13 protein-coding genes, 1 tRNA gene and 1 pseudogene are annotated in these 12,958 nt (G+C 63.8%); 4 read left to right on the top strand and 11 right to left on the bottom strand.

Features of this window, described 5'->3' with window-relative positions; translation table 11 throughout:
• The 5 genes and pseudogenes from XalbCFBP2523_RS08555 to XalbCFBP2523_RS08535 form a co-directional block, all read right to left on the bottom strand.
• Positions 1–426 (bottom strand): annotated as a pseudogene (locus tag XalbCFBP2523_RS08555) (transposase); the annotation flags it as partial.
• Between the two features lie 119 nt (positions 427–545).
• A complete protein-coding gene (locus XalbCFBP2523_RS08550; protein WP_045766105.1) occupies positions 546–1,607 on the bottom strand; it encodes a LacI family DNA-binding transcriptional regulator in 1,062 nt (353 codons plus the stop codon).
• A 186-nt stretch (positions 1,608–1,793) separates the two neighbouring features.
• Complete coding sequence (gene mscL / locus XalbCFBP2523_RS08545; RefSeq protein ID WP_045766104.1) at positions 1,794–2,213, bottom strand: large-conductance mechanosensitive channel protein MscL; 420 nt, start codon at positions 2,211–2,213, stop codon at positions 1,794–1,796.
• Positions 2,214–2,322: 109 nt separating this feature from the next.
• On the bottom strand, positions 2,323–3,030 hold the full coding sequence (locus tag XalbCFBP2523_RS08540) for a fumarylacetoacetate hydrolase family protein (protein ID WP_045766103.1): 708 nt from the start codon (positions 3,028–3,030) through the stop codon (positions 2,323–2,325).
• Between the two features lie 113 nt (positions 3,031–3,143).
• Entirely contained in the window at positions 3,144–3,416 is a 273-nt protein-coding gene (locus tag XalbCFBP2523_RS08535) for a hypothetical protein (RefSeq protein ID WP_012916747.1), read from the bottom strand.
• A gap of 201 nt (positions 3,417–3,617) precedes the next feature.
• On the opposite strand from XalbCFBP2523_RS08535, the gene XalbCFBP2523_RS08530 reads away from it, so the two are divergent.
• Positions 3,618–3,956: a Rieske (2Fe-2S) protein gene (locus tag XalbCFBP2523_RS08530; RefSeq protein WP_012916746.1), complete on the top strand. Its 339-nt coding sequence runs from the start codon at positions 3,618–3,620 to the stop codon at positions 3,954–3,956.
• Here XalbCFBP2523_RS08530 and XalbCFBP2523_RS08525 read toward each other — a convergent pair.
• The 4 genes from XalbCFBP2523_RS08525 to thiS all read right to left on the bottom strand — a co-directional run bounded on the left by XalbCFBP2523_RS08525 (position 3,953) and on the right by thiS (position 7,752).
• A complete protein-coding gene (locus tag XalbCFBP2523_RS08525) occupies positions 3,953–5,821 on the bottom strand; it encodes an SLC13 family permease (protein WP_045766102.1) in 1,869 nt (622 codons plus the stop codon). The genes XalbCFBP2523_RS08530 and XalbCFBP2523_RS08525 overlap by 4 nt on opposite strands.
• Positions 5,822–5,923: 102 nt before the next feature.
• Positions 5,924–6,682, bottom strand: a complete 759-nt coding sequence (gene trmB / locus XalbCFBP2523_RS08520; RefSeq protein ID WP_045766101.1) for a tRNA (guanosine(46)-N7)-methyltransferase TrmB — start codon at positions 6,680–6,682, stop codon at positions 5,924–5,926.
• Positions 6,683–6,692: 10 nt separating this feature from the next.
• A complete protein-coding gene (locus XalbCFBP2523_RS08515) occupies positions 6,693–7,487 on the bottom strand; it encodes a thiazole synthase (RefSeq protein ID WP_012916743.1) in 795 nt (264 codons plus the stop codon).
• Positions 7,488–7,551: 64 nt separating this feature from the next.
• A complete protein-coding gene (thiS, locus tag XalbCFBP2523_RS08510) occupies positions 7,552–7,752 on the bottom strand; it encodes a sulfur carrier protein ThiS (protein ID WP_012916742.1) in 201 nt (66 codons plus the stop codon).
• Positions 7,753–7,919: 167 nt separating this feature from the next.
• On the opposite strand from thiS, the gene XalbCFBP2523_RS08505 reads away from it, so the two are divergent.
• The 3 genes from XalbCFBP2523_RS08505 (at position 7,920) to XalbCFBP2523_RS16350 (ending at position 10,235) form a co-directional block, all read left to right on the top strand.
• The gene (locus tag XalbCFBP2523_RS08505; RefSeq protein WP_045766100.1) at positions 7,920–9,740 is read left to right on the top strand and encodes an autotransporter domain-containing esterase; all 1,821 of its coding nucleotides are present in this window, start codon (positions 7,920–7,922) and stop codon (positions 9,738–9,740) included.
• A 257-nt stretch (positions 9,741–9,997) separates the two neighbouring features.
• Positions 9,998–10,071: transfer RNA gene (locus tag XalbCFBP2523_RS08500), tRNA-Gly, on the top strand.
• Positions 10,044–10,235, top strand: a complete 192-nt coding sequence (locus XalbCFBP2523_RS16350; protein ID WP_146084065.1) for a hypothetical protein — start codon at positions 10,044–10,046, stop codon at positions 10,233–10,235. Before XalbCFBP2523_RS08500 ends, XalbCFBP2523_RS16350 begins: the two co-directional genes overlap by 28 nt.
• Before the next feature lie 227 nt (positions 10,236–10,462).
• On the opposite strand, the gene XalbCFBP2523_RS08495 is transcribed toward XalbCFBP2523_RS16350, so the two are convergent.
• Positions 10,463–10,966, bottom strand: a complete 504-nt coding sequence (locus tag XalbCFBP2523_RS08495) for a hypothetical protein (protein WP_045764593.1) — start codon at positions 10,964–10,966, stop codon at positions 10,463–10,465.
• Between the two features lie 182 nt (positions 10,967–11,148).
• On the bottom strand, positions 11,149–12,957 hold the full coding sequence (gene recQ, locus XalbCFBP2523_RS08490) for a DNA helicase RecQ (RefSeq protein ID WP_045766099.1): 1,809 nt from the start codon (positions 12,955–12,957) through the stop codon (positions 11,149–11,151).
• Position 12,958 lies beyond the last annotated feature (1 nt).

The raw sequence follows: 12,958 nt of genomic DNA, 5'->3' as shown, positions 1-12,958 counted from the left end.
CCAACTCGGACAGCAGCGCAATGACCTCTTCATCCCGATTAGGACGGCGCCGATAGCGTGCCGTCGAGCGAGCCACGCCCAGCACCGAACAGACCCGGCGCTCGCTCCAGCCATGCGGCTCGATGAGTCAGGCAAGAAGCGGGCGCTTATGCGCCGGGTCTACAATGTTTTTGCGATGACATCCTTCAATGCATGGTTTTCCATCGCAAGCTCGGCATACATCCGCTTGAGCTTGCCGTGTTCGGTTTCCAGGTCTCGAAGGCGCTGTACGTCAGCAGCCTCCATGCCGCCGTACTTGGACTTCCAGACGTAGTACGTCGCCTCGGAAATGCCCAGCTCACGGCATACATCCTTGACATGGCGACCGCCCTCCACCTGCTTCAGCGTGGCGACGATCTGGCTCTCGGTGAACTTGCTCTTGCGCATCGTTGGTCTCCTCGGTGGCTAGTGCGCACGGAGACCTCTAGCTATGGCTGGATCAATTTTACGGGAGGCTGACACACCATTGCATGTCTTTTCGTTCCTGGCCACGATCACGGGCAGCGTTAACGCCGCGCGCGTGCCGCAGCGAGTGGCGCTGTGGAACCGCGCGACACCAGCGTATATGTCATCACTTCGTGGATGCCGCGATGCGGTAGGCCGTTGCGGTGCTGGCGGATTTCGTCGAGCAGCAGCGTCACGGCGGTCCGGCCCATCGCGGTGACCGGTTGGTGGATGGTGGTCAGCTCGGGCCAGATCGTGGTTGCGACTGGCGTGTCGTCGAAACCGGCGATCGATAAATCCTCGGGCACGCGCAGGCGCAACCCGTGGGCCACGGCCACTGCGGCGGCGGCCATGTCGTCGTTGCTGCACAGGATTGCGCTCGGATACGGCGTTGTCTGCAATAGGTTACTCGCGGCGAGCAGTCCGGAGCGATAGGTGAACAGACCTTCGGCCAGACGTGTCGGCTCCACCGTCAGTCCGCTTGCGGCCATGGTGTCGAAGAAGCCGCGGCTGCGTAGCGCGCTGGGGGTGTGACTGGGGTCGCCGCTGATGAAGCCGATATCGCGGTGGCCCAGTTCCAGCAGATGCCGGGTGATTGCGCACGCGGCTTGGTAGTCGTCGATGCGCACCGAGCTGACGCCGCGCATTGGCGTGCCGGTGGCCACAGCCACGAGTGGGATGCCGCGTGCGTCCAGCGCTGCGATGGTCTGACACGCATCGCACAGTGGCGGCGGCAGGATCATCCCGTCGGCACCGGCGGCGAGCAGGCGCTCGGCGGCAGCGTGCTGGCGATCGCTGTCCTCGCTTTTTTCCACCAGAACCTGACTGCCCTCCAAGCTGCTTTGCTCCAATATGCCGAGCATGAACTGGTTGAGGTAGGCCGCGCTGGGATTACTGTACAGCACGCCGATCCGCGCCAGACCGGCGGTACGTAGCGAACGTCCGGCCAGATTGGGACGGTAACCCAGCGCCTTGATCGAGGCTTCCACGCGCTCGCGCATGCTGGCGCCCACGCGCGGATGACGATTGATTACACGCGAAGCGGTCATCGGTGACACGCCCGCATGGCGGGCCACATCCAGAAGCGTCACCGCTGAGCCCACGCGATGTTGTCGTGTGGTCATTAGGTGTCCTGGCGTTGTTGCGAAGGGGACTTTGTATGTCATCTGTCGGGGTATAAAAGCTTACTGCCTGTGCGGCGCCGCTGTCTCGGCTTGGCGTCGACCAATTAGCTCCCTGACCGCGATTGGCTTGGTCAAACGCCTAGCCCGCGCGGCGCGAGGCCGTGTCGCGCAGGTCAGGCGGGTGCCTCAGTGGGGTGTCGTGTCGCGCTTGAGGGAATCGCGGATCTCGCGCAGCAATAGCACTTCCTCGCTTGGGGCTTTGGCTGCCGGCGGTTCCTTGCGGGCGATGCGGTTGACCGCTTTCACCAACATGAAGATGGCGAAGGCCACGATCACGAATTGGACGACGGTGTTGAGGAAGTCCCCGATGCCGATCACCACCGCCGGCACCGGCTTGCCGGCCGCGTCCACCGTTGCCGCTTTCAACGTCAATGCCCAATGTGAGAAATCCATGCCGCCGACGAGCAGTCCGATCGGCGGCATGATGATTTTTTCCACCAACGCGGTGACGATTTTGCCGAACGCGGCGCCCAGCACCACGCCGACTGCAAGGTCCAGCACGTTGCCACGCATGGCGAATTCCTTGAATTCGCGGATCATGCTCATCGGAGGTTCCTCTTCTTTGACGCGGGCCCGTCGCCGCAGCGCTAGCCTAGCGCAGTCGGCGGCGTGCTCCGATCATGCCGGCACAGGCGCTGCGAGGCTGCGCTGCCGGTTAGCCGACGATGGTGCCGTGGCGCTCGACCACATTTTCCAGGCGCGCGCTGAAACGGTCGCCGGGTTGCAGCGCGGCCACGCCGGCCGGCGTGCCCATGAACACGAGGTCGCCAGCGCGTAGCGCGAACAGCATAGACAATGCGTGCAGGATCTCTGGCACATTCCAGATCATCTGCTCCAGTCGCGATTGTTGGCGGATCTGGCCGTTGACTTCCAGCGACAGCGTGCGTGTTTCCAACGCGCCGACTTCGCTGGCCGGGACCAGTTCGCTGATCGGCGCGGAGTGGTCGAAGCCTTTGGCGATATCCCAGGGCAGTCCCTTTGCTTTGGCCGTTGCCTGCAGGTCGCGGCGGGTCAGATCTAGGCCCACGCCGTAAGCGAGTACCAGCGCGGTGGCGTTTGCCACCGGCAATACCCCGGCTGGTGCGTTCTGCCCCAATGCCACCACCAGTTCCACCTCGTGGTGCAGCTCCTGGGTCGCGGGCGGGTAGGGGATGGTCTCGGTGCCGATCACCAGCGCATCGGCGGGTTTCATGAAGAACGTCGGCTGGCCGCGCTCGGCCTTCGTGGCCGGGACACTGGCGCCCATCTCGCGCGCATGGTCGGCGAAGTTGCGGCCGACGCAGTAGATGCGATGCACGGGGAACAGACCCTGTCCGCGCACGGGAACGCGCGGAGTCTCGGGGGCGATGAACAGGTCGCGCATGCACGAACACCCTGGCGGCGATAAGAATTGCGGCAGTGTAGCGCCGATGCTTGCGTGCAGAGCGAGGAACGAGCGCGCGCAGGGACCATGCGCGCAGCGCACGCGATGGCTATTTACAGCGGCAGTGCGGGCTTGCGCACCACGCGGTATTCGCCATCGACGACCTGATGGCGCGTGGTTGCCGGACGCTTGCCGCGTTGGCTCACTAATTTAATCGCGATGCCACCGAGGATCATGGCCGCACCCACGAACACGCTGACGAACACCAGCCCGGCCAGAATTGCCAAGCCAATCAGGCCAAGCACCAGTTTGACCAGCGGATGGCGTGGCTTACGCGGCGCGAACACCTGTCGGAGATGGTCGAAATTGTAGATGCGATCACGCATGGCAGACGTCTGTGTCAATTGGAACCGATGGCGCGCAGTATCGGCGCTGTTTTATCCGACGGAGTGAAAAATTCGTTAATAGAAAAATTAACGCTTGCCGCTCAATCGGTTGTATGTCTCGCCTGGGTGAAATGGGCACGCGGCTGCCATTGGGGTCACCATGCAAGAATGGGGGTCTTGTCGCTGCCCGCTCCACGTTCCATGTCCGATTCCCCTGCCGTGCTTGCGTCCTTGCACCATCTAGTCCCCGGCGAACTGATCGAGGTCGAGGCTAGGCTTGGCAGCGAGTCCGAGTCGCTGCTGCTGTACCGCGATGGCGACGATGTCCGGGCCTGGTTGAATGTCTGCCCGCATGCTGGACGACGTCTGGATTGGGCACCGGGTCAGTTCTTGAAAAGTCGCGAAGGTCACTTGGTGTGTGCTGCGCATGGCGCTGCGTTCGACTTGCAGGCGGGCCAATGCGTTTCTGGCCCGTGTCGCGGGGAGAGCCTGCATGCCGTGCCGGTGACCGTGCGCGCCGGGCAGGTGGTCTTGCTTTAAAGCGCGCCCCACCAGTGCATCGACATCAGGTTGACCATCAGGACCACCACTAGGGTATAGATCAGCGACAACGGCCCACCCACACGCCATAGTTCGCGCGGCTGGTAGTTGGCCGGGCCTGTGATCATCGAGATCACCGGGTTGGAAGCGGTCATGAGGTTGTTGGAGGCCGACAGCGCCACGATGAGTGCGAACGCGGTGGGATTGCCACCCGCCGCCAGCGCCAGGTTGACGGCGATCGGCACCATCACGATGGTGGCGCCGACATGGCTGATGACCAGCGAGAATGCGGTGGTGAGCAAGCCCAACGCGATTTCCAGAACCCACACGGGCATGCCCTCGGGTAGCCGTGCAATGGTGTGGCCTGCGACCCAGGCGGCGGTGCCGCTGCTGTCCATTGCCCAGCCCAGCGGGATCAGCCCGGCCATCAGAAAGATGGTCTTCCAGTTGATTGAAGCGTAGGCCTCCTCCATGCGCAGCACGCCGGTCAGCAGCATGCCGGCGACGCCGGTCATCAGGGTCAGTGCCACCGGCAGTTTGGAGGTGAGTGCGATCAAGATGGTCAAGGCGAAGATCGTCATCGCGATCTTGAATTTGTGCGGGCGATGCTCGCCCTTCGGATAGTCGGTGACCACCACGAAGTCGCGGCTTTCCGAGGCCTGTGCCAGATCCTGCCAGATGCTGTGGAATACCAGCATGTCGCCGGCGTACAGGGGCACTTTGCGGACATCCTCGCGGATCACTTGCTTGTTGCGGTTGATCGCCAATAGACTGATCCCGGCCTGCTTGCGCAGGCGCAGTTCGGCCGCGCTCTTGCCGATGAAGCGTGAGGTCGGTGGGATCACCGCCTCGGAAATGCCGGCGCGGCTGGGGTTGAATAGATCCCCTAGGTGACGCAGGCGCGAGGACATGCGCAGGAAATGGTTCTGCGCGAAATCGGTTACCTGCTGGCGCGTGCCCATGACGCCGAGCACACTGCCGACCCAGATACGCATCTCCGTCGGCGGTGCCAGCCGGGTATCGTTGCCGGTTTTCAATGCCAGTAGCAGCGGGGCGTTGTGGATGGTCTCGGCTTCGCCCAGGGTCATGCCGACCAATGGGCTGTCGGCGCTGACGATCAACTCGAACACGTCGCCCTCGATGCCGTAGGTGTGGGCGAAGTAGCTCTCGGTGCGTGCAGGAGTGATGCCGTTGTTGATTAGCTGTTCCTCTTCCGCCAGCACCTTGTCGCCGCGCATCCGGAAGTAGATCAGCGAGGCCAACAACAGCGCCACGCCGATCGGTAGCGGCGCGAACATGCGCAGTGGTTCGATTGTGGCCATGCCCGAGGGCAGGTTGTTGTTGGCCGATTGCAGTAGGTCGTTGAGCAGGATCAGTGGCGAGGTGCCGACCATGGTCAGCGCGCCTCCCATCACGATCGCCGCGGCGATCGGCAGCAGGAGCCGTTGCAGGGTCAGGCTGGTGCGTCCGGCCAGCCGCGCGGCCACCGGCAGGTACAGTGCCATCACCGATGGGTTCTGCATGAACGAGGAATTGAGTCCGGCGATGGCGGTGGTGAACAGCATCAGTCGTTCCTCCACGCCGCGCGCACGGCGCAGCAGCCACGAGGCCAGCCGGTTCAGCGCGCCGGTGCGTTCCAGTCCCGCACCGAGGATGGTGGTAGCGATGATGCTCATCACCGCGTTGCCGGAGAAGCCGCTGAACAGTTCCTCCGGCGCGATCAGGCCGGTGACGCCCAGGACCACCAAGACCACCAGGGCCACCACGTCGGCGCGAATGCGTTCGAACACGAACATTGCCATCGTGAAGCCGACTAACCCGAGAACGAGTTTCATGTCGTTGGTCAGGGTCAGCGCGGTGTCCATGCGGGGTTGTGCTCGGAGATTGTGGTCAGGCGCAATGCGACCGTAGGCGCGATGCGCATGCGGCAGTGTAGGTCGGCAGCGGGATCATGGAGCAGACGCGCGTCATACCTGTGCTGTGGCTCCTGTTTCGGCTTTGTCGTACAGCATGTCCCACACGCCATGGCCCAGGGTTTGACCACGTGTCTCGAAGTGGGTCTGCGGTCGCCAGTCCGGACGCGGCACGTGGCCGCGTGGCCCGGCGCGGTTGACCAGGCCAGGGGTGGCGTCGAGCACGTCCCACATCTGCTCGGCGTAGTCGGCCCAGTCGGTGGCGCAGTGCAGCCGGCCGCCGTCGCGCAGCTTGCGAACCAACAATTGGGCGAATGTCGGTTGCAGCAGGCGTCGTTTGTTGTGGCGCTTTTTGTGCCATGGGTCCGGGAAGTAGATGCGGATTTCGTCCAAAGCCGCGTCGTCGATTTCGTGCTGCAGCACTTCCACGGCGTCGTGGTGGTACAGGCGCACGTGCTCGGCGTTGTCTTCGTCCAGGGCATTGAGCAGGCGCCCTACACCCGGCGCATGCACCTCGATGCCGATGTAGTCGCGTGCTGGGTCGTGGCGGGCGGCATGCCGTAGCGCGGTGCCGTTGCCGAAACCGATCTCCAGCACCTTGGGGGCGCCGCGTCCGAACAGCGCCTCCAGATCGCGCGGCCGACCCTGGTAGTCCAGGCCGAAGCGCGGCCATAACGCATCGAAGGCACGCTGCTGGGCCGGGGTGAAGCGGCCCTGGCGCAAGACGAAACTCCGCACTTGGCGGCGGCCTTCCTCGACCGTGAACGGCTTGGGCGGTGTCTTGGCGCCTGCGCTGGAAAACGGATCGGTCATGCGCGTGCTTTCATCCGATCAGCCCGTCGACAGGCGAGGACGCGCTGGCGTAACGCTTGCGTGGGATACGCCCGGCCAGGAACGCTTCGCGTCCGGCTTCCACGGCCTTGCGCATCGCGCTGGCCATCAGCACCGGGTTGCGCGCCCCGGCGATGGCGGTGTTCATCAGGACGCCGTCGCAACCCAACTCCATCGCGATCGCCGCGTCCGAGGCAGTGCCGACGCCGGCATCGACGATGATCGGCACCTTGGCGTTGTCGATGATCTCCAGCAGGTTGTAGCGATTCTGGATGCCCAGCCCGGAGCCGATCGGTGCGGCTAGCGGCATTACCGCCACGCAGCCGATTTCTTCCAGGCGCTTGGCCAGAATCGGATCGTCGCTGGTATAGACCATCACCTCGAAACCCTCGGCGACCAGGATCTCGGCCGCCTTCAGAGTCTGCACCACGTCCGGGAATAGGGTGCGCTGGTCGCCCAGCACTTCCAGCTTGGTCAGGTTGTGCCCGTCGAGCAACTCGCGCGCCAGCCGACAGGTGCGTACCGCGTCTTCGGCGGTGTAGCAGCCGGCGGTGTTGGGCAGGATGGTGTAGCGCTCCGGCGGCAGCACGTCGAGCAGATTGGGCTCGCCGGGACTCTGACCGATATTGCTGCGACGGATCGCGACGGTGACGATCTGCGCGGCGGCGGCCTCGGTGGCCAGGCGGGTTTGTTCGAGATCGGCGAATTTGCCGGTGCCGGTGAGCAGGCGCGAACGATAAGGTTTGCCGGCGATGACCAGCGCATCAAGTGGGGCGTGAGCGTTCATCGGCGGATTATCGCCCATCGCACATGCGCTGCCGAGTTCGCGATGCGTCGTGCGCCATCGCGATTCAGCCGCCGCCCAGCGCGTGCACGATCTCGACACGATCGCCATCGTGCAGCACGTGGTCGGCGTGTGCGCCTCGCGACACGATCGTGCCATTGACTTCGACCGCGACCCGACGTTGTGCGAGGTTTTCCTCGGACAACAGGGTGGCGACGGTGCTCCCGGGTGACAGCGTGCGCTGTCTGCCATTCAATTCGATATGCATGTTAAGGTTTCGTAGCATGTGCCTCGGTGCGCGATTTGCGTCACGCACAGGCGCCGCGTGAGTGGCTGGATGAGGTTGAAACCACACCATTTTGCCATGCGGCTTCAATTTTCCCTCGTCCACCCTAACGACAAACAATTTAAATGTTCTTGCCCTGGAGGGCATTCATGACTTCTATCCGTCCGCTCCGTTCGTCGCTTGCCATGGCCATCGTGCTTGCTGCCGCGCCCGCATTCGCCCACTCCACCTACAGCCGCACGGTGTTCTTCGGCGACAGCCTGACCGACGCCGGCTATTACCGTCCATTGCTGCCGGCTTCGGCGCAAGCGGTGACCGGCCAGTTCACCACGAATCCGGACTGGGTCTGGGCGCAGTACATCGCTCGCCACTACGGCACCAATGCCGCCGCCAACGGCAATGGCCAGATCGGCGACGACTATGCCGCTGGCGGTGCCCGCGTCGCTGTGGACAATCCCACGGCCCTGGGTGTGGCGCCGTCGCTGGTGACGCAGACCAGCAACTATCTGGCCGCTACCGGCGGCAAGGCTGACCCGCATGCGCTGTATGCGGTGTGGGGCGGTGCCAACGACCTGTTCGCGATCAGCGAGGACGGCGCTCCGGTGGCCGCCACCATCGCCAGTGCGGTGACGGCCGAAGTGGGCATCGTCGCCAGCCTGAAGAGCGCTGGCGCGCGTTACGTGATCGTCAACAATATCCCCGACCTGGGTATTACCCCGAGCGCCATTGCCGCTGGTGGCGATGCGATGGCACAGGGGACGGCGCTGGCCAGCGCCTATAACACGGCGTTGTTCGCCGGGCTGAAGAGTGCCGGACTGCGGGTGATCCCGGTGGATACTTTCCACTTGCTGGAGGAAGTGGTCGCCAATCCATCCGCATACGGCTTCACCAATGTCACCGGGACCGCCTGTCAGCCGCAGATCACCGCGCAGTCGCTGACTTGCAACCCGACCACCTACGTCAGCGCCGATGCCCCAGAAACGTATGTGTTCGCCGATGGCGTGCATCCGACCGGCTACACCCATGAACTGCTGGCCCAGTACACGTTGTCGATTCTGGAAGGTCCGCGTCTGCAACAGGTGCTGACGCATTCGGCGCAGATGGTCGGTCGCTCGCGCGCGGACCAGGTCGCCTGGCATGTGGATGGCCGTCCGGAGGCCGATGGCCTGCGCTGGTGGGGCAACCTGCGCGGCGACATGCAGCGTTATCAGCACGGCGACCTGTACGACGGCATGGCGCCGGCGGGTCTGTTCGGCCTGGATTGGTCGCGTGGCGAATGGGTGTTCGGTGGCTTCGGTGGTTTCGGTCGAGTCGATGCCGATTTTGGCAATCGCAACGGCAAGTACACTCAGGACGATTCCACGCTGGGCGGCTTTGCTGGCTGGTATGGCGAGCAAGCGTGGGTCAACGCCCAGGTCAGCTACAGCTGGCTGCGCTATGACGTCACCCGCAATGTCAACCTCGGTCCGGCCACCATCGCGCACAAGGGTTCGCCGGATGGCAGCAATTTGACCGCCGCGCTGCAGGGCGGCTACGAGTTCGGCGTAGGTCCTTTCAAGACCGGCCCGGTGGCGGCGGCGATCTGGCAGAAGGTCAAGCGCGATGGCTACACCGAGAGCAACCCGGACTTCAGCGCACTGGGCTACAACAACCAGAGTGTCGAGTCCATGGTCGGTCGCATCGGTTGGAAGGCCAGCCTCGATGTCGGGATGGTCAAGCCATACCTGCAGGCCACCTATGACCACGAGTTCAAGAAGAACCATGAAGCCACCGCTTGGTTGCAGACCATGTCCGACCTGGGCACCTTCGCGGTGCCGGGCATCGACTTCGACCGCAATTATGGTTCGGTGGTGCTGGGCGCGCGGCTCAAGCTGTGGGGGCTGGAGAGCAACATCGGCATCGACACCACCACGTCGCAGTCGCGTGCGCACGAGACGTCGGTGTTCTTGAACCTAGGTGGCAGCTTCTGATTGGTCACCGTGTTGCTTGTCGTGTCCGTTGTTGTGTTGGACGCGATGAGGTGACTTAACGCCGTGCGTCGCGTAGACGCACGGTGGCAGCCAGGGCTCTGGTTACGTCACTTCCATGGGAGGCGGCGTGGCCGGAGCCCGTTTATTTTGGGATGCGCCTGCGTTGGATCGACGCTATCGGCGACATGTGTACTGCCTGCGCATCGCGCCGTTTTGTTGCGCAACGACTGGCCCAACGCATAGACTGCACAGGCAATGCGGGCGTAGCTCAATGGTAGAGCTGTAGCTTCCCAAGCTACTGACGTGGGTTCGATTCCCATCGCCCGCTCCAATCGCTGCAATGGTTTCGGCAAAACAGACCGCTCCGCAATTATCGGGGCGCTCCGCAATCTGCGAGTGATAGCGATCTTCCGCGCCCTTAGGCTTGAGTACGTCAATCTCTGTGCGGTCACCGACGCCGGAGCGCTCAGCGCATACAGCGGCTATAAAAAATGAATTCGCAGCATCGTGGCCAAGTCTAGGCCAAGCCAGTGAATTCGGCTGACGATCAGGACGGGCCCCATATAGGAGGTCACCAGCATGTGCTGGAATTGAGGTACATGCACAACCCGCACCAAGCCTCGCAAGATGCACGCCGCAGTACGCGGCCTAAGTCGCTAGCTTATTAACCGCATCACCTGAGTAGGAATCGGTAGGCCATTTACAAACCACCAAGCCTGCGGTTACCAGCCAAATGGCGGTGGGCCGTAGCCCCCTCCTGGATAATAACCACGACCGAATAGCGAACCTGCACCGCGCTCGACGCTGATGCTGATGCCCATCTGCCGTGGTTTGCCGTCGTCGTTGTAGGAGGTCTTGCACATGTTCAGATTGGCCGCCTGGTAGTTGCTGTTGCCGCCCTGCTTGGAATAGCCGATGCCGGTGGCGACGCCGCCGTGGAGGTCGCCGTTGCAGCGGTCCGCTTGCGCCTGTGCCGCTTCGGCCTGTGCCCTGTTCGCAGCTGCCTTCTGGGCTGAGGCCGAGGTGCCGCTGGTATCGCCGTAGTAGGCGCCTGGCGGATCGGCTTTGTAGCCGGGTTGGGAGCCATAGGTGATCGGTGGTGGCTGCGGTACGCTCAGGTCGAGCTTGCGCTTGGCCGCTTCGCTGTCGTTGCCGGAAGCGGCGCTCTGGGCCAGGACCGGGCCGGCGAGCAGGGCGCTGATAAAAAGAAGAAGGCTGCGTTTCATCGGGCGTCCGCCATGGCAAAGAAAGCCGGATGGAGCCGCCACGTGCGAACTCCACCATGTGCCGACGCTACCAAGATGACGTTGAACCCGGCCTGTCGGTGGTGGTGTGGCATGGTTCGTCGGCAGTGCCGCAGAGCAGGCTGCATGACCTGCCGTGCTCGCAAGTCTGGCCTGTTGAACTCTCAGCCCTGCGCACGTACCACCTCGATCAATTGCTGGCCGTAGCGGGCCAGCTTGCTGCCACCGATCCCGCCGACACGCGCCAGTGCATCCAGGCTGGTCGGGCGTTGCTCGGCGATGTTGCGCAGGGTGCTGTCGTGGAAGATGACGAAGGCGGGCACGTTTTGTTCTTTGGCCAGGCCTGCACGCAGATCGCGTAGCGCGTTGAACAAGCCCAGATCCTGTGGCTGCACCGGCAGGCCGGTGCGCGGGCTGCCGCTGCGGTCGCCGCGGTCGCGGCTGCGACTGGGCAGTTCGCGGCGCATCATGATCTGGCGTTCGCCTTTGAGCACCTGGCGGCTGGCGTCGGTGAGGCGTAAGCCGCCGTAAGCGTCGCTGTACACTTCCAGCAGGCCGGTGGCGACCAGTTGGCGGAACACGCCACGCCAGGCGCGCATGTCCAGGTCCTTGCCGATCCCATAGGTACTGAGGCGTTCGTGTCCGAACTGTTTGATTTTTTCGCCTGCGTTGCCGCGCAGGATGTCGATCAAGTGGCCTACGCCGAAGCGCTGGCCGCTGCGGTAGACGCAACTGAGCGCCTTCTGCACGGTCACGGTGGCATCCCAGGCATCGGCCGGTTGCAGGCAGTTGTCGCAATTGCCGCAGGGCTGTGGGTAGGTCTCGCCGAAGCTGGCCAGTAGTACCTGGCGGCGGCACTGCAGCGATTCGCAGTAGCCAAGCAGTTGGTCGAGCTTGCGTCGCTCCACGCGTTTGCGGTCCTCGCCGGCTTCGCCCTGTTCGATCATTTGCTTGAGCAGCACCACGTCGCCCAGGCCATAGCACAGCCAGGCTTCGGCGGCGTCGCCGTCGCGGCCGGCGCGGCCGGTTTCCTGGTAGTAGCCTTCCAGCGATTTGGGCAGGTCGATGTGGGCGACGAAGCGCACGTCGGGTTTGTCGATGCCCATGCCGAAGGCGATGGTGGCGCACATCACGATGCCTTCCTCACGCAGGAAGCGGCGCTGGTGTTCGGCGCGGACGTCGGCAGGCAGTCCGGCGTGATAGGGCAGGGCATTGAGTCCTTCCCGGACCAGGAAATCCGCAGTTTCCTCGACCTTGCGTCGCGACAGGCAGTAGACGATGCCGGCACTGCCGCGGTGTCCGCGCAGGAAGTCCAGCAATTGCCGGCGGGCATTGTCCTTCTGCACTACGGTGTAGCGGATGTTGGGGCGGTCGAAGGAACTGACGAAGTGGCGCGCCTGGGTCAGGTCCAGGCGTTCGGCGATCTCGCGCTGGGTCGGCGGATCGGCGGTGGCGGTCAGGGCGATGCGCGGGGTCTGCGGCCAGCGCTCGTGCAGCACGGTGAGCTGGCGGTACTCCGGGCGGAAATCGTGGCCCCACTGCGACACGCAGTGCGCCTCGTCGATGGCGAACAGAGCGATGCGGCTGCGTTCGATCAACGACAGGAAGCGCGGTGTCAGTAGCCGTTCCGGTGCCACGTAAAGCAAATCCAGTTCGCCGGCAAGTAAGGCGCGTTCGACGCGTTGCGCAGTCTCTGCATCCAGGGTGGAGTTGAGGTATTCGGCGCGCACGCCGACCTGGTGCAGCGCTTCGACCTGGTCCTGCATCAGCGCGATCAGCGGCGAGACCACGATGCCGGTGCCCTCGCGCAACAGCGAGGGGATTTGATAACACAGCGACTTGCCGCCGCCGGTCGGCATCAGCACCAGTGCATCGTGCCCGGCGGCGACATGTTCGACGATGTCCTGTTGCGGGCCGCGGAACTGGTCGTAGCCGAAAACGCGGCTGAGCAAAGCGTGGGCGGGGGAAGGCATC

This window comes from Xanthomonas albilineans, assembly GCF_002939705.1.
Classification (GTDB): Bacteria; Pseudomonadota; Gammaproteobacteria; order Xanthomonadales; family Xanthomonadaceae; genus Xanthomonas_A; species Xanthomonas_A albilineans.
The sequence above is the reverse complement of the archived record's forward strand: the minus strand, read 5'-3'. Positions and strand labels throughout refer to the sequence as shown.

Excerpts from the sequence above, each read along its gene's own strand:
- XalbCFBP2523_RS08550 (WP_045766105.1), bottom strand. The coding sequence starts at position 1,607 with ATGACCACACGACAACATCGCGTGGGCTCAGCGGTGACGCTTCTGGAT.
- mscL (WP_045766104.1), bottom strand. The coding sequence starts at position 2,213 with ATGAGCATGATCCGCGAATTCAAGGAATTCGCCATGCGTGGCAACGTG.
- XalbCFBP2523_RS08540 (WP_045766103.1), bottom strand. The coding sequence starts at position 3,030 with ATGCGCGACCTGTTCATCGCCCCCGAGACTCCGCGCGTTCCCGTGCGC.
- XalbCFBP2523_RS08535 (WP_012916747.1), bottom strand. The coding sequence starts at position 3,416 with ATGCGTGATCGCATCTACAATTTCGACCATCTCCGACAGGTGTTCGCG.
- XalbCFBP2523_RS08530 (WP_012916746.1), top strand. The coding sequence starts at position 3,618 with ATGTCCGATTCCCCTGCCGTGCTTGCGTCCTTGCACCATCTAGTCCCC.
- XalbCFBP2523_RS08525 (WP_045766102.1), bottom strand. The coding sequence starts at position 5,821 with ATGGACACCGCGCTGACCCTGACCAACGACATGAAACTCGTTCTCGGG.
- trmB (WP_045766101.1), bottom strand. The coding sequence starts at position 6,682 with ATGACCGATCCGTTTTCCAGCGCAGGCGCCAAGACACCGCCCAAGCCG.
- XalbCFBP2523_RS08515 (WP_012916743.1), bottom strand. The coding sequence starts at position 7,487 with ATGAACGCTCACGCCCCACTTGATGCGCTGGTCATCGCCGGCAAACCT.
- thiS (WP_012916742.1), bottom strand. The coding sequence starts at position 7,752 with ATGCATATCGAATTGAATGGCAGACAGCGCACGCTGTCACCCGGGAGC.
- XalbCFBP2523_RS08505 (WP_045766100.1), top strand. The coding sequence starts at position 7,920 with ATGACTTCTATCCGTCCGCTCCGTTCGTCGCTTGCCATGGCCATCGTG.
- XalbCFBP2523_RS08495 (WP_045764593.1), bottom strand. The coding sequence starts at position 10,966 with ATGAAACGCAGCCTTCTTCTTTTTATCAGCGCCCTGCTCGCCGGCCCG.
- recQ (WP_045766099.1), bottom strand. The coding sequence starts at position 12,957 with ATGCCTTCCCCCGCCCACGCTTTGCTCAGCCGCGTTTTCGGCTACGAC.